The organism is Bradyrhizobium sp. USDA 4538 (genome assembly GCF_024171045.1).
Classification (GTDB): Bacteria; Pseudomonadota; Alphaproteobacteria; order Rhizobiales; family Xanthobacteraceae; genus Bradyrhizobium; species Bradyrhizobium australafricanum.
Genome location: NZ_JALJZE010000001.1, coordinates 2,471,362 through 2,491,697, shown reverse-complemented (window position 1 = coordinate 2,491,697; position 20,336 = coordinate 2,471,362). Strand labels below are relative to the sequence as shown.

Annotated in this window: 22 protein-coding genes; 8 read left to right on the top strand and 14 right to left on the bottom strand. The window is 64.0% G+C overall.

Features of this window, described 5'->3' with window-relative positions; all coding sequences use genetic code 11:
* Nucleotides 1-17 precede the first annotated feature (17 nt).
* On the bottom strand, nt 18-257 hold the full coding sequence (locus J2R78_RS10970; RefSeq protein ID WP_057015458.1) for a DUF2171 domain-containing protein: 240 nt from the start codon (nt 255-257) through the stop codon (nt 18-20).
* 72 nt (nt 258-329) lie between these two features.
* Entirely contained in the window at nt 330-800 is a 471-nt protein-coding gene (locus tag J2R78_RS10965; protein ID WP_253604335.1) for a cupin domain-containing protein, read from the bottom strand.
* A 219-nt stretch (nt 801-1,019) separates the two neighbouring features.
* Between J2R78_RS10965 and J2R78_RS10960 the strand changes: the two genes are divergently transcribed.
* On the top strand, nt 1,020-1,619 hold the full coding sequence (locus J2R78_RS10960) for a DUF1080 domain-containing protein (RefSeq protein ID WP_057015457.1): 600 nt from the start codon (nt 1,020-1,022) through the stop codon (nt 1,617-1,619).
* 48 nt (nt 1,620-1,667) lie between these two features.
* Here the strand turns inward: J2R78_RS10960 and J2R78_RS10955 are convergent, their stop codons facing one another.
* Nucleotides 1,668-3,155, bottom strand: coding sequence for a hypothetical protein (locus J2R78_RS10955; protein ID WP_253604333.1), 1,488 nt, complete (start codon nt 3,153-3,155; stop codon nt 1,668-1,670).
* A 123-nt stretch (nt 3,156-3,278) separates the two neighbouring features.
* The gene (locus J2R78_RS10950) at nt 3,279-4,385 is read right to left on the bottom strand and encodes a glycoside hydrolase family 5 protein (RefSeq protein WP_253604331.1); all 1,107 of its coding nucleotides are present in this window, start codon (nt 4,383-4,385) and stop codon (nt 3,279-3,281) included.
* A 164-nt stretch (nt 4,386-4,549) separates the two neighbouring features.
* On the opposite strand from J2R78_RS10950, the gene J2R78_RS10945 reads away from it, so the two are divergent.
* Nucleotides 4,550-4,696, top strand: coding sequence for a hypothetical protein (locus J2R78_RS10945; RefSeq protein ID WP_253604328.1), 147 nt, complete (start codon nt 4,550-4,552; stop codon nt 4,694-4,696).
* A 20-nt stretch (nt 4,697-4,716) separates the two neighbouring features.
* Here the strand turns inward: J2R78_RS10945 and J2R78_RS10940 are convergent, their stop codons facing one another.
* The 5 genes from J2R78_RS10940 to J2R78_RS10920 all read right to left on the bottom strand — a co-directional run bounded on the left by J2R78_RS10940 (nt 4,717) and on the right by J2R78_RS10920 (nt 9,927).
* Nucleotides 4,717-5,664: a DUF5996 family protein gene (locus J2R78_RS10940; RefSeq protein WP_253604326.1), complete on the bottom strand. Its 948-nt coding sequence runs from the start codon at nt 5,662-5,664 to the stop codon at nt 4,717-4,719.
* A gap of 132 nt (nt 5,665-5,796) precedes the next feature.
* Complete coding sequence (locus J2R78_RS10935) at nt 5,797-7,413, bottom strand: B12-binding domain-containing radical SAM protein (protein ID WP_253604324.1); 1,617 nt, start codon at nt 7,411-7,413, stop codon at nt 5,797-5,799.
* Between the two features lie 238 nt (nt 7,414-7,651).
* Nucleotides 7,652-8,251 (bottom strand): NAD(P)H:quinone oxidoreductase, encoded by a 600-nt coding sequence (wrbA, locus tag J2R78_RS10930; protein ID WP_253604322.1) that lies wholly within the window; start codon nt 8,249-8,251, stop codon nt 7,652-7,654.
* 149 nt (nt 8,252-8,400) lie between these two features.
* Complete coding sequence (locus tag J2R78_RS10925) at nt 8,401-9,099, bottom strand: pirin family protein (protein WP_092086905.1); 699 nt, start codon at nt 9,097-9,099, stop codon at nt 8,401-8,403.
* A gap of 75 nt (nt 9,100-9,174) precedes the next feature.
* Nucleotides 9,175-9,927 (bottom strand): SDR family NAD(P)-dependent oxidoreductase, encoded by a 753-nt coding sequence (locus J2R78_RS10920; protein WP_069278265.1) that lies wholly within the window; start codon nt 9,925-9,927, stop codon nt 9,175-9,177.
* A gap of 116 nt (nt 9,928-10,043) precedes the next feature.
* Here J2R78_RS10920 and J2R78_RS10915 point away from each other — a divergent pair, with 116 nt between their 5' ends.
* The 4 genes from J2R78_RS10915 (at nt 10,044) to J2R78_RS10900 (ending at nt 15,476) form a co-directional block, all read left to right on the top strand.
* Complete coding sequence (locus tag J2R78_RS10915; protein WP_253604319.1) at nt 10,044-10,958, top strand: LysR family transcriptional regulator; 915 nt, start codon at nt 10,044-10,046, stop codon at nt 10,956-10,958.
* Nucleotides 10,959-11,130: 172 nt separating this feature from the next.
* The gene (locus J2R78_RS10910) at nt 11,131-13,566 is read left to right on the top strand and encodes a hypothetical protein (RefSeq protein WP_253604318.1); all 2,436 of its coding nucleotides are present in this window, start codon (nt 11,131-11,133) and stop codon (nt 13,564-13,566) included.
* Nucleotides 13,567-13,964: 398 nt separating this feature from the next.
* Nucleotides 13,965-14,954 carry a tripartite tricarboxylate transporter substrate binding protein gene (locus J2R78_RS10905; RefSeq protein ID WP_253604317.1) on the top strand — a complete coding sequence of 330 codons (990 nt, stop codon included), beginning with the start codon at nt 13,965-13,967 and terminating at the stop codon, nt 14,952-14,954.
* Between the two features lie 141 nt (nt 14,955-15,095).
* A complete protein-coding gene (locus J2R78_RS10900; protein WP_168856521.1) occupies nt 15,096-15,476 on the top strand; it encodes a hypothetical protein in 381 nt (126 codons plus the stop codon).
* Here J2R78_RS10900 and J2R78_RS10895 read toward each other — a convergent pair.
* From J2R78_RS10895 to J2R78_RS10880, 4 genes are all read right to left on the bottom strand, one after another.
* Nucleotides 15,473-15,946, bottom strand: a complete 474-nt coding sequence (locus tag J2R78_RS10895) for a YbaK/EbsC family protein (RefSeq protein WP_253604316.1) — start codon at nt 15,944-15,946, stop codon at nt 15,473-15,475. The genes J2R78_RS10900 and J2R78_RS10895 overlap by 4 nt on opposite strands.
* 20 nt (nt 15,947-15,966) lie before the next feature.
* Entirely contained in the window at nt 15,967-16,710 is a 744-nt protein-coding gene (locus J2R78_RS10890) for a haloacid dehalogenase type II (protein WP_253604315.1), read from the bottom strand.
* The gene (locus tag J2R78_RS10885) at nt 16,707-17,546 is read right to left on the bottom strand and encodes a dienelactone hydrolase family protein (protein ID WP_253604314.1); all 840 of its coding nucleotides are present in this window, start codon (nt 17,544-17,546) and stop codon (nt 16,707-16,709) included. Before J2R78_RS10885 ends, J2R78_RS10890 begins: the two co-directional genes overlap by 4 nt.
* A 163-nt stretch (nt 17,547-17,709) precedes the next feature.
* The gene (locus tag J2R78_RS10880; protein WP_018269758.1) at nt 17,710-18,594 is read right to left on the bottom strand and encodes a 4-hydroxyphenyl-beta-ketoacyl-CoA hydrolase; all 885 of its coding nucleotides are present in this window, start codon (nt 18,592-18,594) and stop codon (nt 17,710-17,712) included.
* A gap of 470 nt (nt 18,595-19,064) precedes the next feature.
* Here J2R78_RS10880 and ykgO point away from each other — a divergent pair, with 470 nt between their 5' ends.
* Nucleotides 19,065-19,190 carry a type B 50S ribosomal protein L36 gene (gene ykgO / locus J2R78_RS10875; RefSeq protein ID WP_002718645.1) on the top strand — a complete coding sequence of 42 codons (126 nt, stop codon included), beginning with the start codon at nt 19,065-19,067 and terminating at the stop codon, nt 19,188-19,190.
* 123 nt (nt 19,191-19,313) lie between these two features.
* The gene (locus J2R78_RS10870) at nt 19,314-19,982 is read left to right on the top strand and encodes a tetratricopeptide repeat protein (protein ID WP_253604313.1); all 669 of its coding nucleotides are present in this window, start codon (nt 19,314-19,316) and stop codon (nt 19,980-19,982) included.
* A gap of 97 nt (nt 19,983-20,079) precedes the next feature.
* On the opposite strand, the gene J2R78_RS10865 is transcribed toward J2R78_RS10870, so the two are convergent.
* On the bottom strand, nt 20,080-20,256 hold the full coding sequence (locus J2R78_RS10865) for a hypothetical protein (RefSeq protein ID WP_018269760.1): 177 nt from the start codon (nt 20,254-20,256) through the stop codon (nt 20,080-20,082).
* Nucleotides 20,257-20,336: the final 80 nt, after the last annotated feature.

Genomic DNA, 20,336 nt, shown 5'->3' with positions numbered 1-20,336 from the left:
CACCTCGCGCAACGCGGCTATTGGCGGCCGTGCTGCCAATGCGCCGTCACGTCGGAGCCCGATTTGTTGAGGTGGACGTGCTGGTCGACATGGTCGACCCAGGACAGCGGAATGAAGTGATGGTGCTGACCGTCAGGCGAGCTTTGCTTGGTCAGCTTGATCTGGTCGGTGCCTTCCATGTGGTCGACCTTGCCGACCGTTTTCTTGTCCGACGAGATCACATCCATATGTTCCCGAATATCAGCGGCGTTTGCCATGCGTCATTTCCTCGTCATGATGATGAGGGGATGAAACGCCGCCTGGATGCAAAGGTTGCTAGCCGGTTCCGGCTACTTCTGCTCGACCTCGGTCGCGGTGGCCGGGCCTTCGCCCATGATCAGCAGCACGGCGTCCTCGTCCTTGGCGCCGTCCCAGTGCACCTGCTTGCCGAAATGGGTGACGAAGCTGCCGGCCGGCATCGCCACGGTGTCGTGATCGGGATCGAATTTCGGACCCGAGCCCACCCACCAGGTACCCTTGAGCACCACGATGTAGCGGTCGTTGGGATGGAAGTGCGGACGGCTGAAGTGACTGCCCTTGGTCCATTTGGTGTAGACCATGTAGAAGCCGGGCTTCGAGGGATCGCCGACCACGACCGCATTCTGCGCGCCGCGCGCGTCGACCGGGCTCCAGGGAATCTGATCCGGCAGCTTGTAGGTGACGGCGGCCGGATTGAGCTCGGCCGCGGAGCTGACGCTCAGCGTCGCGGCGAGGGCCAACGGCATCATCAGATATCGCCAGGACCGGTTCGATGCCGTCATCGGTATGCTCCCAGATCGGATTTCTCGAGCGACTGCCGCGCTCGTATACCGCGCGATGCTAGTCGTCCTCGCTTCCGCCCGGCAAGACGCGGCCGTGCATGTCTGACCTCAGGATTGCGACAACGATCCGTGACACAACGCAGTTGCAATATGAAAAAGCATTTACGCCGCCGCAGACGATGATAGGTTGCGCGCCAACCAAAAGACGGGAGGATAACCTTGAAGAAGCATCTGTCGATACTGGCGGCGGGACTTGTGATCGGTGCGGCCGCGCTGCAATTTTCCACCGCCGCCTCGGGGGACGACGGCTGGGTCACGCTGCTCGACAGTTCCAAGAAGGGTGACTGGGACGAGGTCGGCAAGGCCAATTGGGCGATGAAGGACGGCGCGCTGGTCGCCGACAAGCTCGACGGCAAGGATCTCTCCTATCTCGTCAGCAAGACCCAATACAAGGATTTCCAGATCAGGGCGGAGTTCTGGACCGACGAGGATGCCAACAGCGGCATCTTCATCCGCTGCGAAGGCAACAAGGTGATCGACTCCAAGGTCTGCTACGAGGTCAACATCTTCGACAAGCGGCCGGACCCGACCTACGGCACCGGCGCGATTGTCGACGTCGGCAAGGTCGATCCGATGCCGAAGGCGGCCGGCAAATGGAACGTCTACGAGATCACGGCGCAGGGGCCGCATTTCGTCGTGACGCTGAACGGCCAGAAGACCGTCGACGCCCAGGATTCCAAGCACGCCAACGGCTATATCGCGCTCCAGTATGGTTCGGGCGTGGTCAAGTTCCGCAAGGTGCAGATCAAGCCGCTCTGACGGCGCAGGTTGAGCGGGGCCTCGGTCGCACTGCGACGAGGCCCCTCCTCATTGAGGAGCACTGTCGGTCGCAGAGACCTTCCGATCGTCACTCTGCGTGCGCAGATGGTGGCCGATCACGAGTCCGGTCAGGCACAGCAACAGCCCAAGTGCCGGCGGCGCAAACAGCGCCTCTTCCTGGAAGATGCCGTTCACCAGAACGACCATCGTGCCGAAAGCGGCGAGCCCCTGGATGAGGATTCCCGACGAGGCGTAGAGCCGCCAGGCCTTCAGCGCCATCGCCAGGAAGTAGCCAAGCGGCACCAGTGAGCCGATCCCCATCTGGTACAGCAGCACGCCGACGGCGCTCTCCACCGCGCCGTCCATCGTGCCGGCCGCCTGCGCTGCGTTCCAGTCGATCGAGAAATAACCTTCGGAGAGATTGCCGCCGACGCCAAGTCCGCGGCCGATCGGATTCTGCCGAAAGCCGTCCCACCCGCCCATGAAGCCGATCACGTGGAAGTCGCCGATCTGGAGTCCAATATAGATCGCCGCGATGGCGTACAGCACGAGCCCGACCAGCGCGACGGCAAGGGTGATGGTGGCGCCGAGCAGCCAGGTTGCCGTCCAGGCCAGGGCCACGAAGATGACCAGGATGAGCGCGCCTTTTACGCTACAGCAAATCAGCAGCGGGATCGCAGCCAGCGCCAGCCAGCGATATCCGACCGCGAACAGGAACAGGATGGAGAAGGCGATTCCGTAACCGAAGCTGATCGGGCTCATATTCGGTCCGAAGATGCGCAGCAACGACGAGAGGCCGAGGTCCTCGAACAACGGGCTGTTGAGAAAGCTGAAACGGAAGCGATCGATCAGATCCACCGGCACCCTGCCGGTTGCCCGCATCTCGGCCTCCCAGGATCCGGAGCGGCTCGCCTTGAGTTCGTCGAAGTGCCAGAACGTGTAGCCGTTGGTGATGGAGAGCCAGAAATCGCGGAACAGCAGTTCGACATATCCGCAGACGATCAGCAGCGCGGCAACCGTCACCAGGAACGGCGTGATGCGGATCTCGAAGGTTGCGGCCGTCAGCAGCGATAGCTGAAACAGAAACAGCGGCAGCGCAATGTTGCGCAGATAGACGAGGGCCGCGTGCGAGTCCTGCGTGGCGCCGAGCAGGAAATACGCCGTTACGGTTGCGAGGGTGATCGACCCCCATTTCATGATCCGGTCGATCTCGGCGGAATGTTTCCGCTCGTGCAGCGCGTAGAGCGCCAGCGTGACCAGCCACATCACCGCGATGACCAGGAAATTGTAGCCCTTGACGAAATCCATCTCCTGCTCGGTCGTCATATAGGACGACAGGATCGAGACGAAGAGGTTCTGGAAGAAGATGATGAAGATGGCGATCGACGGCGCGTAGGCCGGCACCGCGAGCACGATGGCGCAGCCGATCAGGCTTTCGACGACGATCGCGAGCCCGGCGTTGGCCGCCTGCATGATCGGCGCGAATGCGATCGATGCCACGGCGATGCCGAGTGCCGGAATCAGATCGCCGGCCAACAGCGGCCGCGGGGCTATCTCTGCTCGCACAGGCTCTGACCTAATGTGACCGGACGTGTGGGCGTGCCACACCGCATCGTCGATCTAGCCGCGCATTGTGTAAGAACCGGTTAACCAGATGGGTCAGCGGGTCCCGAGCAGGGCCCTCAGCGCCTCGCGGTCGACCTTGCCGGTGACCGGGTCGGCGAGGCCGAAGCCTTGCGACAGCTCCCAATGGGTCCAGCCCCAGCATTGTTGCCGGGCGTAGGCCGTCACGCCAGCGAGCCAGCGCAGCCGGCTGTCGCGCGGCGCTCCGGCCTTGAGCACCCCGAATTCATTGATGATGATCGGCCGCGAATATTGCCGTTGCCAAGCGGCCGCCGGTTCGAGCCATTTGTCGATGCCGCGGTCGGGAATGGCGCGGTCCACCATCGCGAGCGCCTTGCGCTTGTCCAGCGCGGTGAGCTGATCCCGCAGCTGCTGAACCCCGGGATCGTCGGCGCGGACCGGATAGGGCAATCCGGTGACGTCGTGCAGCGGTTCACCCGGATCCCAATGGGCCTGATGGGTGAACACCATCGGATCGTAGAAGTGGATGGCATAGACGACATTCGGATCGTCGAGCGGCGTGAAGCCCGGCAGCGAATCCGCGCGCTGCCAGTTGACCGGCCCGGTGACCAGCGTGGTCTGCGGCAGCAGGCCGCGAATGAAACCGGCCAGCTCCCGGACTTCGCCCTGCCATTGCGCGGCCTCGACATCCGGCTCGTTCAACAGTTCCGCAAACACACGGTCGGACGGATAGCGCTGCATGACCCGTGCGAGCTCGGTCCAGGCGCGCTTCATTTCGATCATCGCACTGGTGGGATCGTCCTTGTGCAGCGCGTTGAAGCGCTCGCTGGAATGCAGGTCGATCGACACCGCATAGCCGAGCGCGAGCAGGGTCTTGAGCGCGGCATTGACGGTGCGCAGGCGGCTGTCGATCTCGGCTTTCGCGGCGAAGCGCGGCATGACGAAGTCGGCGGGCACCGGCAGCCGGATGTGGGTCATGCCGGCCTTGCGCAGCTCGAGCAGCAGGCTGCGGGGCGGCGCCGACCGCGGATCGGCCATCCAGCCGTCGGCATTGACGCCGCGTGACAGCGCCTCGAGCCGGTCGGCCGGGACGCCTTCGATCAAGGCGGGGCAAGCCCGCGCGGCGACCGACAGCAGAATGGACGCGCTGACCGCGAGGGCAAGGATCGATGGCCGCGTCATGACCGATCAGCGTGCGGTGGTTGTCGCGGGATCGTGACGGGTTGCGGGGCGCTCACGAATATACTGCCTGTTGTGTTCGAGCCGGCCGGGGTCGCGGGGCGTCGTCCGAAAGATAGCTCGGCGATGCAACGATGCGGTAAAGGCGTAACACGAAAATTTAACTTATGCGCCTTCGCCGACTATCCACGAGAATCGCAAACGAAGCGTTTGGTCGCGACCGCGGCGTGCTGGCGCTGCGTCACTATCCGAAATTCTCCGCGCGGCTGAAGCAGGCGCTCGGCAAGGCGACCCCGTCGCGCGAAGAGGATTGAGCCGCCGGCACAGCGCGCCGCTAGACCCCTCGGACCACGCCCGGCTGGCCCGGTGCGCATTCCAGCGCAGCACGGTCCCAGTTCGCGTTGATGGCCGCGGCCTCATAGCTCGATTGCAGGAATTCGAGCAGCGCCTTGTCGGGGTCCGCAGCCGTCCGCACGGCGTCGTAGGGCAGGATGAATTCGCCAAGCGCCTCGCTGAAGAAGGCGGCGTCGGGCCGTACCGGCGCGCTGCGATAGCCCGCGGGTTCCGGATAGGCGTAGGAATAGAACGCGGGATAATCGATCGCGCCGCCGCCCGGCCAGAAGCCGGCGCTGCTGACCTCGTGCGAATAGGCCTCGTGCGCCACTTCATCGGGCAAATGGGGCACGCCGCCGGGATGCCGCGGCGCGGTTCTGCCGGAAAACCGCGTCACCGCGAGATCGAAGCTGCCCCAGAAGAAATGCACCGGGCTCGCCTTGCCGAGGAAGCCGGTCCGGAATTGCTTGAACACGCGATCGCAGTTCACGAGGATCTGGTGAAACCGGCGCACGGCATCCGCGTCGTACGACGCATGCTGCGTATCCTGCGAAAAGCGGATCGGATCGGCGACTTCGTTCGGTATCTCGTCAATGGCGACGTCGATGCCGAGGTCCTTCAGATTGCTCATGACCGCCGCGTAGAAGCTTGCGACCGATTGACCGGCCAGCGCGAATTGCCGTTCGGTGCCGTCGCTGGTCGAGATGCGGAGCACGTGATCGATGAAATCGAAGTCGATCTGGAACGTGCCATCGCCGTCGGGGATCGGCGAGGTCGTCAGCCCGCGCGCCGTGACATAGAGCGTGACGTGCCAGGAGTGATTGAGCCAGGGCGACTTCGCCAGCCGGATCTTGCCGGCGATCTGGGTGAAGAGCTGGAGCGTGGCACAGCTGTCGCGCCACGCCGCGGTCGGCAGTTCCGGCCAGCGGGTCTTCTGTGTGTTGGTCATGACAAACCTCTGGGCTGCGCGACGTACAGTGTTTCGGCTATTACGAATTGGTCGCGATGACCTCGGGGGAACCGATCCTCTGGTTCCGCGCGACGTGCTCTGGTCGGCGAAGCGCACGAACGCGCTTTGCCGTCAAACCGCACGTAGGTTAGTTCGCGGCCCAAGCTCCGTGGCCCTCACCGGCGGCATATCGTCGAGGGCGGCAATCCGGCGGTCAATCTCACGGATCACGTGTTTCGAGAATGGCCCGAAATGCAAATACAGCGCCATCAACATCACGATGTAGCGAAGCGCGCCCGGATTGGACTTGGCGACCTCGACGAAGGTCTTCCAGAACGGTTCGCGGACCTCCGGCAGGGCACGCATGATCGTGTGCACGCCCTCGATGCCGCCAAGCCTCTTGCGTATGTCGCCATCCGGCAGGTCGCGACGCCGGTCGGACCGGTCGAGCATGGCGGCGAGCCGCGACAGCCGTCCTGCATAGGCCGTCGGGTCGAACACGTGCCCGATCACGGCCTTGTAGTCCTCAAGGATGTCACGCAGCGGACGTACGGTGTCGAAATTGCAGCCGAGCGTGCATTGGTCGCCCGCCTGCTCGACTTTCATGAGATCGTGGCCTTCGTGCAGGCGGCCTTCCTTCGCCAGCCGCCGCGTCAGCTGTGTGCCCGGCAGTGCATAGAGCAGTCCAACCATGCAGACTGGAATGCTCGCCTCCTCGATGAAGTCGATCATCGCGTGCCCCATCGAGGCTTTCTCGGTATCGAACCCGACGATGAAACCCGCGGTGACGAACATGCCGTAGCCATAGATCTTGTGAATGCATTCGGCGATGTCGCGCCGGGTGTTCTGCTTCTTCTTCATCTGCACGAGGGTCTCCGGATCCGGGCTCTCAATGCCGACGAAAATCCCGAAGAAGTTCGCGTCCTTCATCGCCTGCAACAGCTCGCTGTCGTCAGCGATATTGATCGAGGCTTCCGTCGAAAACTCGAACGGATAGTCTCGCTCCTCCAGCCAGGCTTTGAGCTGCGGCAGCAGGATGCGGAGGTTTTTCTTGTTCCCGATGAAGTTGTCGTCGACGAAATCGACATGTCCGCGATAACCGTGATCGTAGAGCGCTTGCAACTCAGCGAGAATTTGATCGGGGGTCTTGGTGCGCGGCACACGACCATACAGCTCGATAATATCGCAGAACTCGCAGGTGAACGGGCAGCCACGCGAATATTGCACGCCAATGAAGAGATAGTGCTCGAACTTGATCAGGTCATAGCGGGGCATCGGGCTTAACGTGACGTCGATCTTGAATTTCTCGGCGACGAACACGCCCTTGCGCTCTCCACTTTCCCAGGCGGCGACGAATTGCTGAATGATTTGCTCTGCCTCACCGATCACCTGGAAGTCCGCGTCGGCGTAAAGATGCGGGCTGGAGGAGACGTCAGGTCCGCCGACACATACCGGCTTGCCGTGCCGGTGTGCGAGATCGATCAGGTGGAGAAAATCAGGCTGCTGGTTGAGCATGCCGCCGATCATGACAAGATCGGCCGAGTCGAGATCGGCGTCCGTCAAGGGCTCGGTGTTACGGTTGATGAGGCGAATATCCCAATGCTTCGGCAGCATGGCGGCGACGGTGATCAGTCCGAGCGGCGCCGCCGGATACTTCGCATCGACGAGTTCACAAGCTTCCGTATAGTTCCAGAAGGAGTCCTGAACGAACTTCGGATAGATCATTAGGACGCGACAGGGAACCGTCATGTTGCTCCGGCCTGGATATTGACGGGCACGATGACACGCGGCTTGTCGCCGCTCAAGGGCTCAATTCGCGGCCAATTGTCAGGCAATCCTGGGCATGGACGCCTATTGCGTCGATTATCGGCCTTTCTTGGCTTCTGTTGGCGTTCCAGCAGCGATCGCTCTTGCGCCGTTGTCCGGGAACGACGTCGCGACTTAGGCAGGGGCGGCAATCGCGAACGAGAATGCCGCCCCCATCGCATCAGCCGTGAAGTTTTCTCGCGGTTTCCGCGATCGCGCGGCCCTGATAGCGGGCGCCGGCGAGTTCGTTCTCGCTCGGCTGGCGGCTGCCGTCGCCGCCGGTGATCGTGGTTGCGCCGTAGGGCGCGCCGCCGGTGACCTCGTCGAGCTTCATCTGTCCGGCAAAGCCATAGTTCAGGCCGACCACCGTCATGCCGAAATGCAGGAGGTTGGTGATGATCGAGAACAGCGTGGTCTCCTGGCCGCCATGCTGGGTCGCGCTCGAGGTGAAGGCGCCGCCGACCTTGCCGTGCAGCGCGCCCTTGGCCCAGAGGCCGCCGGCCTGGTCGAGGAAGTTGGCCATCTGCGAGGCCATGCGGCCGAACCGGGTGCCGGTGCCGACGATGATCGCATCGTAGTTGGCGAGATCGTCGATCTTGGCGATCGGCGCGGCCTGGTCGAGCTTGTAGTACGAGGCCTTGGCGACTTCGGCCGGCACCAGCTCGGGGACGCGCTTGATGTCGACGGTGACGCCGGCCTCGCGCGCGCCTTCCGCGACGGCATTCGCCATCGCTTCGATGTGACCGTAGGCAGAGTAATAGAGAACGAGAACCTTGGCCATGATGGCCTCCTTGTGGTTTGGCAGTAGGGTGAGGTTAAGGAACCCCGTCATTGCCGGGCTTGACCCGGCAATCCATCAAACGGAGAACTCTTGCGAAGCCCGATGGATGCCCGGGTCAAGCCCGGGCATGACGAGTGTGGATGTGGTGATCAGGCCGCGTCGACGAGCACGAGCTCGGCATCCTCGAGCGCGGTGATCTTCAGCTTGGCCTCGTCGCGGATCGCGGCGCCGTCGCGGGCATTGACGCGCACGCCGTTGACCTCGATGCTGCCGGCCGCCGGCACCAGATAGAGGTGACGGGCCTTGTCGGCCGCGTATTCCGCGCTCTCGCCGGCCTTCAGCGTGGTGGCGAGCACCCGCGCATCGGCACGGATCGGCAGCGCGTCGTCGTCGCCGTCGATACCCGAGGCGATAGTGACGAGCTTGCCGGAGCGGTCCGCCTTCGGGAATGGCTTCGAGCCCCAGGTCGGGTGGCCGCCCTTCGTCGTCGGCTCGATCCAGATCTGGAAGATCTTGGTCTTCGCCGGCTCCAGATTGTACTCGGAGTGACGGATGCCGCTGCCGGCGCTCATCACCTGGACGTCGCCGGCTTCGGTGCGTCCCTTGTTGCCGAGCGAGTCCTGGTGCGTGATTGCGCCTTCGCGAACATAGGTGATGATCTCCATGTTGGCGTGCGGATGCGCCGGGAAGCCGGAGTTGGGCGCGATCTCGTCGTCGTTCCAGACGCGCAGCGCGCCGTGGCTGACATTATCGGGATCGTAGTAGCTCGCGAACGAGAAGTGGTGCTTGGCCTTCAGCCAGCCGTGGTCGGCGCCGCCAAGCTTTGCGAATGGTCTGAGTTCGATCATGGTCATTCCCCTTGATGTCGATGTTGAGGAGCGGGCCGGGCGCAGCGCGCCCGGCGTCTCCAGAAAAATTTGCGATCAGGCGCCGAAGCCGCCGTCGACGTTGAGCACGGTGCCGGTCACGAACGAGGCTTCCGGGCTTGCCAGGAACACGACGCCGGCTGCGACTTCCTCCGGGCGGCCGAAGCGTTGCAGCGCATGCTGCAAGCGTTGCGTCTCGGCAAACTCGCCGCCGTCCTTCGGGTTCATGTCGGTGTCGATCGAGCCGGGCTGGACCACGTTCACCGTGATGCCGCGCGGTCCGAGGTCGCGCGCCGCGCCCTTGGTGTAGCCGACGACGGCCGCCTTGGTAGCGACGTAGTCGGCAAGGCCCGGGAACGAGGCGCGGTCCGCCAGCATGGAGCCGACGGTGACGATGCGGCCGCCTTCGCCCATCAGCTTGGAGGCGGCGCGGATCGCGGTGATCACGCCGTCGATGTTGATCGCCTCCTGGCGGGCGAGCGTCGCGGTGTCGGCCTTGGGGTCGTCGACCGCGCCGCCCGATGCGACACCGGCGTTGTTGACCAGGATGTCGAGCCGGCCAAAATCCTTGGCGACGGTCTTCACCAGCTGATCGACATCGGATGACGAGGCCTGGTCAGCCTTGTAGGCGCGGGCGTTGACGCCCTTGCCCTTCAATTCGGCGACCACGGCCTCGGCCTTCTCGGGAGAGGCGACGTAGCTGATCGCGACGCTCGCACCTTCCGCGGCGAGTGCACGAGCGCTGGCCGCGCCGATGCCGCGCGAACCGCCGGTGACGAGGGCAACCTTGCCTGAGAGCTTCTTGGTCATTGGATTTCTCCATCGGTTGAATTTGATGGCACTTGGATATGCCTCCGGCTGTGGTATAGAAATAGAAACTATTGAAACTCATTGTTTCCAGTATTGAGCAATCAGGAAAGCGGTCCATGTCGAAACTGCCGGACTTCGAGGCGCTCGCGATCTTCGCAAAAGTCGTGGAATTACGGTCGTTTGCGGCGGCCGCGACCGAGCTCTCGCTGTCCAAGGCGACGGTGTCCAAGGCGGTCAGCCGGCTGGAGGAGCGGCTCGGCGCCCGGCTGTTCAACCGCACCTCGCGGCGGCTGGCGCTGACCGATGCCGGCCAGAAATTGTCGGAGCGCGCCGCGCGGCTGCTCGCCGATGGCGAGGCCGCCGAGAACGAGGCGCTGGCGCAATCGACCACGCCGCGCGGCCTGGTGCGGCTCGCAGTGCCGATGAGCTTCGGCATCAAGACGGTGGCGCCGCTGCTGCCGGAATTCATGGAGGCCTATCCGGAGGTGTCGATCGACCTGCACTTGAGCGACGCCACGGTCGACCTGATCGGCGAGGGTTTTGATGCCGGGCTGCGCATCGCGCGGCTGCCGGACTCCTCACTGATCGCGCGGCGGCTGTGCGGCATGCCGCGCTACACGGTGGCCGCGCCGTCCTATCTGAAGCGCCACGGCCGGCCGACCCATCCGATGCATCTCGCCGAGCACAAATGCTTCGGCTACGCCTATCTCTCGACTCAGGGCGTCTGGCACTACACCAACGCGTCGGGCGAGCAGGCGAGCGTGCGTCCCGCCGGCCAGCTCCGGGCCAATAATGGCGAGGCGGTGATGCCCGCGTTGCTCGCCGGTCTTGGCATCGCCGATCTGCCCGACTTCATCGTCGGCGACGCGATCGCGCGCGGCGAGGTCGAGGTGATCCTGAAAGGCTGGAAGCAGCCCGAGGGCGCCGTGCATCTCGTCACCCCGCCCGGCGGCCCGCGGCCCGCGCGCGTCGAGGTGCTGGCGGATTTCCTGGCGAAGCGTTTCGCCAAAGGGCGCGCGCAGCGGAAATAGAAATCCGCACGCGGAGCGGTGGAGGGACATCCGGCCCGCCCCGTCACATTCGTGTCATCCCTTTTAAATTGTATTGCTTATGTGAACTAACCCACGATCGAGGGCTGCCGCGATCGTCTATTTCTGCGTCCTGCACCGGTGTTGCCGCAAAGCGCATTTTCGGAGGAACCAGATGATTGATCTGACCAAGCATGACTTCACGTCATTGTCGGTGAAGGATCTGCTCGATGCCCGCGAGGCCTATCACGTGCATCTGGCACATCTGCAATCGGTCTACGCCACGGCGATCGGCCGCTATCTGATCCGGGACAACGACCGCAACGCGACGGAAAGAAAGGCGCACTCCAAGCCGCAGGCACTCGGACCGCGCACGCTGTTCAATTCGTCGGTCAAGGACTGGTCGTGGCCCTGCATCCTCGTCTTCGTCCGCGACTGGATGAAGCGCTCCGAGCTGAAGAACCATCCCGAGAAGCAGGACCAGCTGGTGCCTCCGTTCCTCTATCTGCCGGATGGTCGCGTCGTGCCCACCTGCGTCGTCAAGGTCGATCCGAACGAGGGCAGTCCCGGCACCGTCGATCCGCCGGTGTTCAAGAGCGATCTGGTCGGCGGCGGCTTTCCGGTGCAGACCATGATCCAGGGCAAGATCCACCGCGGCTCGATCGGCTGTCTCGTCACCAATGGCGAGACGGTGTTTGCGCTCTCCAACCGTCACGTGGTCGGCGCCGCCGGCCGCGAGATCTTCGCCGGCTTCAAGAACACCGACCGCCGCCTCGGCATCAGCGATGCACTGCAACTCGGCAAGCGCGCCTTCAGCGAGGTCTATCCCGGCTGGCCCGGCTCGCGCGTGGTGGCCAATCTCGATGCCGGCCTGATCCGCGTCGATGACGTCAAGGGCTGGACCGCACAGGTTTACGGCGTCGGCCAGGTCGGCGACGTCGTCGACCTCAATGTCGGCACCTTCCGTCTCGACATCATCAACCAGCCGCTGATCGCGTTCGGTGCGACCAGCGGATTGATGAAGGGCAAGATCCTCGGCCTGTTCTATCGCTACAAGACCGTCGGCGGCGTGGAATATGTCAGCGATTTCGTGATCGGCCCGCGCGACGGCGACACGCCGCTCAACAATTATCCGGGCGACTCCGGCACGGTCTGGTTTGTCGACGATCCGGACGCCAAGAAGAACGCCAGCGGCGCGCGGATCCTCAGTCCCCTGGCGCTCGAATGGGGCGGCCAGGAATTGTTCGGATCGAGCGGCAAGGTCCCGATGCAGGTCGCGCTCGGCATCTGCATGTCGACGCTGTGCCGTGAGCTCGATGTCGAACTGATCGGCGACTGGAACGCGGGCCATACCGAGTATTGGGGCGAATGGGGTCACGTCAAGATCGGCGCCTACGCGACCGGTCTGATTGCCGCGAAGCTTCCCAAGCTTGCCGCCATGATGGACGCCAATGCCGACAATATCGGCCTCGACGACAAGCTGCTCGTCGACCTCAAGCCGCATCAGCGAGGCACGTTCTCGCCGCTGGCCGATGTCGCCGACCTGGTCTGGCGCTTCACCCGGCACACCGACGAAAGCAACCATTTCGCCGACATGGACAAGCCCGGCAGGGACGGCAAGACGCTGCTCGATCTTTGCGCGGAGTCGACGCGCAACGTCGATCCGAAGGTCTGGAACGACTATTACGAAGGGATCGGCGAGGACCGGCGCGGTGCATTGCCGTTCCGGGTCTGGCAGATTTTCGACGAGATGGTCGAGTATGCCGCCGCCAACAAGAAGTTGGAATTCGTCTGCGCCGCGGGCATCGTCGCACATTACATCGGCGATGCCTGCCAGCCGCTGCATATCTCGCAATTCCACCATGGCCTCGATCCGAACGACAAGGCGCATGCCAAGGTGCACAGCGTGTACGAGACCACGATGATCGGCCGCCACGGCAAGGATCTCATCAAGATGATCCCTGACGCCAGGACCAGCGACGTCGCGGAGATCGTCCCGGGCGGCACCCCGACCGGCCGCGACGCCGCGGTTGCCGTGGTCGCGCTGATGCAGCGGACCGTGAAGCGGCTGCCGCCGATGACCATCGTCAACCTGTTCAACTCCCACATGGGCAGCGGCCAGGTCGAGGCGCTGTGGTCGAAGCTGAAGGATGCCACCGCGGCCTGCATGCAGGATGGTGCCAAGGCCCTGGCCCGGGTCTGGGAAGCGGCCTGGCGCGCCGGCGCGGGCGAGGACCGCGGGCAGGGCGGCAAGTTCGATCAGGACAGTTTGAGCAAGCTCTACAACGACCCGAGCTTCCTGCCGGCGTTTCCGCTCCAGCAACTCACACTGGATGCCGACGACCACCTCGTTCCGATCGGAGGCAGCAGCACGCGGCGCCGCGGCGCGACAACCGCGCGCCGCGCGCGTCCGCAAGCAGCGAAGAAGGCCGCCAAGAAAGCTGCGAGGGAAACGGCCAGGAAGGCGCCGAAGAAGGCGGTGGCGCGCAAGCGGCCGGCCGCGGCTGCTCCGGTCCGGCGCGCGGCCGCCAGCAAGAAGACCGCGACCAAGCGCGGCGCGGCCAGCAAGCGGTCGGTCGGAAAGACCCGCAGGGCGGCGCGCAAGCGTTAGAGCAAGATGACTTACATCACATCGCGCAGCGGATTCAGCTTTACCTCGCCCCGCGTGCGGGGAGAGGTCGGAACGCATCGTTAGATGCGTTCCGGGTGAGGGGGAGCCTCCACAAGTCCAACTGTCGCCGTTTACGCGGAGACAGCCCCTCACCCCAACCCTCTCCCCGCAAGAACGGGGAGAGGGAGCACAGCGCCGTCGTTATTCGATCGAATCTCAGCATGCACTCGGCCCGACCAGGCTCGATCTTCCCCATCGGTCAGTCGGCGTCGGATGCGACGCGCGGGACGCTTGAGATCAGCGCTCCGCTCCTGCACGATGCGACCAAGCCGCGGCTCTGACTGCGGCATCGCGATCGGTTGCGATCGCCAAAAAAGATGATTGGGGAGAAGCTCTCGATGAATCGCCGCGAACTGCTGCGCGCCGCCGCCGCATTGCCGCTTGTGCAGACTGCGCTCGCCAACTCCGCGTTTGCGCAAGGCGCCTATCCCAACCGCAACATCACGATGATCGTGCCGTTTCCGGCCGGCGGCCAGGCCGACCTAGCGGCGCGCCCGGTGGCGCTCGCGCTGGAGCGCATCCTCGGCAAGCCCGTGATCGTCGACAATCGCGCCGGCGGAGCAGGCGGATCGATCGGCAATGCGCAGGCCGCGCGCGCCGAGCCCGATGGTTATACGCTGCTGATGACGCTGTCCTCGCTCGCGGTGCTGCCGGAGGCCGACCGGTTGTTCGATCGCCCGGTGGCCTATGAGGTGTCGCAGTTCGCGCCGATCGCGCGCGTGCTCGCCGACCCGACGCTGCTGGCGGTGCCGGCCTCGGCACCGTGGCAGACACTGCAGGAGTTCGTCGACGACGCGAAGAAACGCCCGGGACAGATCCCCTACGGCTCGTCCGGTCCGTACGGCACGCTGCATGTCGCGATGGAGATGTTCGCGGCAAGCGCAGGAATAAAGCTGCTGCATGTGCCGTTCCGCGGCGCAGGCCCGGCGCTCACCGCGCTGCTTTCCGGCACCGTGCAGGCATTGGCGTCGGCGCCGGGCACGCTCAAGCAGCAGGTCGAGGACGGCAAGATGCGCGTGCTCGCCAATTGGGGCGCCGAGCGGATCGCGAGCTTCCCCGATCTGCCGACCTTCAAGGAACTCGGCTACAAGGACGTCGAGTTCTACATCTGGGCGGGACTGTTCGCGCAGTCAGCGCTGCCGGCGCCGATCATGGAGCGGCTGCGCGCGGCGATGGCTGATGCCGTGAAGGCGCCGGAGGTGATCAAGACTTTCGAGACTGCGGGCAGTCCGGTCGCCTATATGGACGCGCCGGCGTTCTCAAAATTTGTTGCAGACGACAGCGCGCGGTTGATCGCGGCGGTGAAGAAGATCGGCAAGGTCGAATAGGGAACTCCCGGGACAAACTCTCTTCACTTTTAGTTGTCCGCGCGAACGATCCTTGGCCGCATTCATTGGGCAGCTTTGGAGCAAATCGCGGCGCGGGAACATGCGCGCGCGGGCCAGTATCTGGAACAACGGGAGCCCGACATGCGATCGCAGCGGATCGTCCTGAGCCTTGCCATAGCGATCGGCGGAGCTGTCACGGCAACGGCCGCCGTCGCCGAGGAGTATCGGGGAACCTGGGAACAGCAGATGGCGTGCACACCGGACGTGTGGCGGCTCTGCAGCGACCAAGTGCCCGACGTGCAGCGTATCGTGGCTTGCCTGCGGCAGAACACGCCGCAACTTTCCAACAGTTGTCGTGCCGTGTTCGAATCAAACGCGCAACAGTCGCAGACGCAGGGCCGGGCCCAGCAGCCGCAAGCGCAGGGCCGCGCGCCGCAGCAGCCGCAGATGCAGCAGCGGCCGCGCGCACCACAGCCGATGCAGCCGGCGCCATCGCGGCCGCCGTTCGACGATGAGGACTAATCCCCAGGTCTGACTTCGCAGACGTCGACCCATTCGGCCGCGGTCAGCTCCGCCATCCTGTCGGGCGTGATGCGGACCGCGCTGTGGGTCGAGCCTGCCGCCGGCACCACGACATCGAACGCCTTCAGCGATAAGTCGCAATAGACCGGCAGCGGCGTCTTCAGCCCGAACGGGCAGACGCCGCCGACCTCGTGGCCTGTGATGTCGGCGACCTCGTCGAGGCCAAGCATCTTCGGCTTGCCGCCGAACGCCGCCTTGACCTTCTTGTTGTCCATCCGCGACGTCCCGGCGGCGACGATCAGCACCACGCGGTCGCCGACCCGCAGGCTCAGCGTCTTGGCGATCCGCGCCGGCTCGACGCCATAGGCCTCCGCCGCCAGCACGACGGTCGCGGAGCTCGTGGTAGATTCGATCACGGAGATTTCGGGCGCCTTCTCGGCGAAGAAGGCGCGGACGGACTCGAGGCTCATGTTGTTCAGGACCTTGCTAGTCAGGATCTGGCAGACACCAGGGCAGGAAGTTCGGAGAGACCGTGGATCCGGTGATCGGGCACGACGCCGAGCTCGTCCATCTGGGTACGTAGCGCCTTGAACATCGTCAATGGGGCGACCGTCTCGCTTTCGACGCAGGCCAGCGCCATCGCTTGCGGCGTCACCCGCTCGATCCAGGCGACGTTGAGGCCGAACGACTTGGCACCGCAGGCGTCCCACGGATTGGACGAGATGAACAGCACCTCCGCCGGCGGTACTTTCAGCACCTCCTCGATCAGCGTGTAGGCCTCCGGCGCCGGCTTGAACACCTTGTGGGCATCGACGCTGATGGTCGCATCGAGCACGCGGTCGAGGCCTGAATTGCGCACCAGTGCATTCAGCATGTCGGGGCTGCCGTTGGACAGGATCGCGAGCTTCTTGTCGTTCATCGCCTCGAGCGCGCCGACCGCATCCGGATACAGCGCCAGATGCTGATATTTGTCGATGATGCGGGCGAAGGTCGCCGCGTCATATTGCAGGCCGAGGCAGCGCAGCGTGTAGGCGAGGGAGTCGCGGGTTACGACGGCGAAATCCTGGTAGCGCCGCATCAGCGAACGCAGCCAGGAGTATTCGAGCTGTTTGATGCGCCAGACCTGCGTGATGATGTCGCCATAGCCGGGAAACGCATCCTCGGTGACGTCGGCCACCGACTGGACGTCGTAGAGTGTGCCGTAGGCGTCGAAGACGATTGCCTTGATGGTCATTGTGATCTCTCTTGCCCGCCGATTGTCGCATACAGGAATTTCCTGAGTGCGTCGATGGATTGATCCCTGGCCACCTCGTTGAATTCGAGGTGATGACCCAGCATCTGCACCGGCGTGCTGTAATGTGGCACGTCGAAACCGTGATAGGCGCCGGGATAGACGATCAGCTCGATCGGGTGTCCCGCACTATTCTGCCGGGAGATGCCGTAGTCGTCGCGGCCCTCGGCCAGGGTCCGGCACTCCTTGGCAGGCGTCCAGTCGTCGAGCTCGCCGACCATGATCAGCGTCGGCACCGTCATGTCGCCCTTGATGCTGAGGCAGGGCGGGTAGAACGCGACGGCCGCGCGGAATTTCTCTGCCGCGTTATGTTCGATCGCGCCACGCTCGACCGAGAGCAGGGCGAGCCAGGCGCCTTGCGAGAACCCGACCACCGCGACGCGATCGGGATCGACCGCCGATTGCCGCGCGAGATAGCTCAGCGCACGATAGGCGTCATGGACGGTTGCGGCCGGCGCACCGCCCGTGCAGGCGCTGGTGATGCCGCGCGGCCCGAACCGGTCGACCGTGAGCGTGACATAGCCCCAGGCCGCCAGCCGCTTGCCCCAGCGTTCGTCGAGTTGCTTGAAGAAGCCGCCGCAGCCGTGCAGCAGCACCACGGCGGGCGAGGGGCCCGGTCCATCGGGTGTTCGCAGATAGCCTTGCAGCGGCTGCGCACTTGCAAGCGGGCTCTCGAATTCGACGAACGCGGGCGGCTGCCCGCCGCGTGCCGCGCAGCAGAGCCCTGCGCTTCCGATCAGGAGTGCGGAGAGGGTGGCAAGTCCGGTGAAGTTCGTCATGAACCACCTCCGAAGCTTGCGCCGACAATACTCCCTTAGATCATGATGCGCTTCCACGGAATCGCATCATGATCTCATCTCCTTGTTTGACCATGATCTCCGCGCAAACGCGTTCCGCGTTTGTCGCGAGGGAAAACCGCTTCGCACTTTTCCCGATCATGCTCTAGATCCCCAAAATCTTCCGCGCGTTGGCCTTCATGACTTTCGGCCGGATCTCCTCGCGGATGTCGAGCTTGGCGAAGTCGGCGAGCCAGCGGTCCGGCGTGATCACCGGCCAGTCGGAGCCGAACAGCATCTTGTCCTGCAGGATCGAGTTGATGTAGCGGACCAGGATCGGCGGGAAGTATTTCGGCGACCAGCCGGACAGGTCGATATAGACGTTCGGCTTGTGGGTCGCGACCGACAGCGCCTCTTCCTGCCAGGGGAAGGAGGGATGCGCGAGGATGATCTTGAGGTCGGGGAAATCGGCCGCGACGTCGTCCATGTACATCGGGTTGGAATATTTCAGCCGCATCCCCATGCCGCCCGGCATGCCGGAGCCGACGCCGGTCTGGCCGGTGTGGAACAGCGCGATCGCGCCGCCGTCATTGATGGCTTCATAGAGCGGATAGGCCATGCGGTCGTTGGCGTAGAAGCCCTGCATGGTCGGGTGGAATTTGAAGCCGCGGACGCCGTATTCCTCGATCAGCTTGCGGGCCTCGCGGACGCCGAGCTTGCCCTTGTGCGGGTCGATCGAGACGAACGGGATCAGCACGTCGAGATGGTCGGAGGCGACCTCGAGCATTTCGTAATTGTTGTAGCGGCGGAAGCCGGTCTCGCGCTCGGCGTCGACCGGGAAGATCACCGCGGCGATGTTCTTGGCGCGGTAGTAGGCCGCGGTCTCCGGCACGGTCGGCGGATGTTTGTGCGGCGACTTGAAGTAGTCGGCCATCTGCGCCTGGAAGTCGTCATAGCCGTCGTCGCCATGCATGCCGCACGGCTCCTCGGCATGGGTGTGGATGTCGATCGCGGTGACCTTTTCGATGTCGGGCAGTTTGAGCTTGGGCATTCGGTTTCCCCGGCGGCGTGTTCATTGGTGATGGAAAATAATTATATGATATAACGATTTTCGCAAGCGCCGTGGCGTTGAAGGCTTATGGCCCCGCGCCGAGCTCAATCCGGCGCATAGTCCGGTTCGGTCACGGTCGGGGGCGGGCGCGAGGAGGACGAAAACTCGATTCGGCGGCCGTGGCGCCATCGTCAAAAGGCGATGGCGGGTCCGTCGTTGGTCCGGATAATTGTGGCCGTTGCCGTTTCCAAAGCAATCTCAATGGCGTGGCGCGGTGCCTGGCGCGGGTTCCAAGCCGGGTCAGGCCCGAAAACCGGCCCGTCTCGGTTGACATTTAACGGTCCGATGGCTTAGAACCCGGCCGTCCCGGGCGGCAGGCCGCTTATCGGGATAAATCCCATTTTGCCAAATATTGGCATTGATCAGGTACGGCCTCCAACACGGGCCTTTCGAAGTAACAGGATTGTCCCATGAAGGTCCGTAACTCGCTCAAGTCGCTGCGCGGCCGCCATCGCAACAACCGTCTGGTTCGCCGCAAGGGCCGCGTCTACGTGATCAACAAGGTCCAGCGCCGCTTCAAGGCGCGCCAGGGTTGATCCGACAAATCTGATCGACAAGGCCGATCCCGCCCGGATCGCCGGCCGATTCCGATCCTTCCTTCACAGGTCTTTGACGCCGCGCTGCTTTGCAGTGCGGCGTTGTGCGTCTAGACTTCGGCCATGGGATTAAAGCTCGGATTCAAGTTCCTGGGGCCCACCAACCGCCGGCTGGCGCTTCTGATCGCCGCGCTTCTGGCCATGCCTGTTGCGGCCGTCGCGCAGGACGATCCGCGGGTGGTCCCGCCGCCCAGGGCCCAGAAAAAACTGCCTGAGGCTCCGACCAAGCTGCCGAAGGTGCCGGCCGACCGGACCCGCGGGCTGGATTTCCTGTTCGGCGCGCTGAAGGCCGCGCCCGACGAGGACAGTGCCCGCCATGTCGAGGCGCGGATCTGGGCGCTGTGGCTGCAAACCCCGAGCGATACCGCGGCGCTGTTGATGGTGCGCGCCAAGGCAGCGATCGACGCCCAGAATGTCGATGTCGCGCTGAAGCTGCTGGACGCGGTGATCAAGCTCCGGCCCGACTATGTCGAGGCCTGGAACCGGCGCGCGACGATCTACTATTTGAAGAACGATTACGTTCGTTCGCTGGGAGACCTGCAGCAGGTGCTGACCCGCGAACCCCGCCATTTCGGCGCGCTGGCGGGCGTCGGCATGATCATGCAGGACATGGGCGACGACAAGCGTGCGCTCGACGCCTTCCGCAAGGCGCTGGCTGTCGATCCCTACCTCGAGAAGGTGCCGCAGATCGTCAAGCAGCTGACCGAAAAGGTCGAAGGCCGCGATATCTGATTGCGTGCGATTGATCGCGATCGTGGGGCGATGGCCGCGAATGGGCACGTTGCGCGCGAGCTTGATGCTTGCTCGCGGTCCGGTCCGGCGCAGGAGGCTAGTGCAAGAACTTGCCGCGGGACGCGGTGTCCTGGGCTACGGCAGCATAGAATTGCTGAAGCTCCGCCTCCAGGTGCTCATTCACCAGCAACAGTGCCTTCAGGGCGCCGCGCAGGTCGCCATTGCAGCTCGCCACGATCTGATCGATGGCCGCATCGCTAGGGTCGGAAATCATGGTACTCCTCCGATTACTTCCCGTTGAACTCGTCATGCGGACGCCGGTTCCTGTGGATCTGTGTACAAACCAGGAAGCGT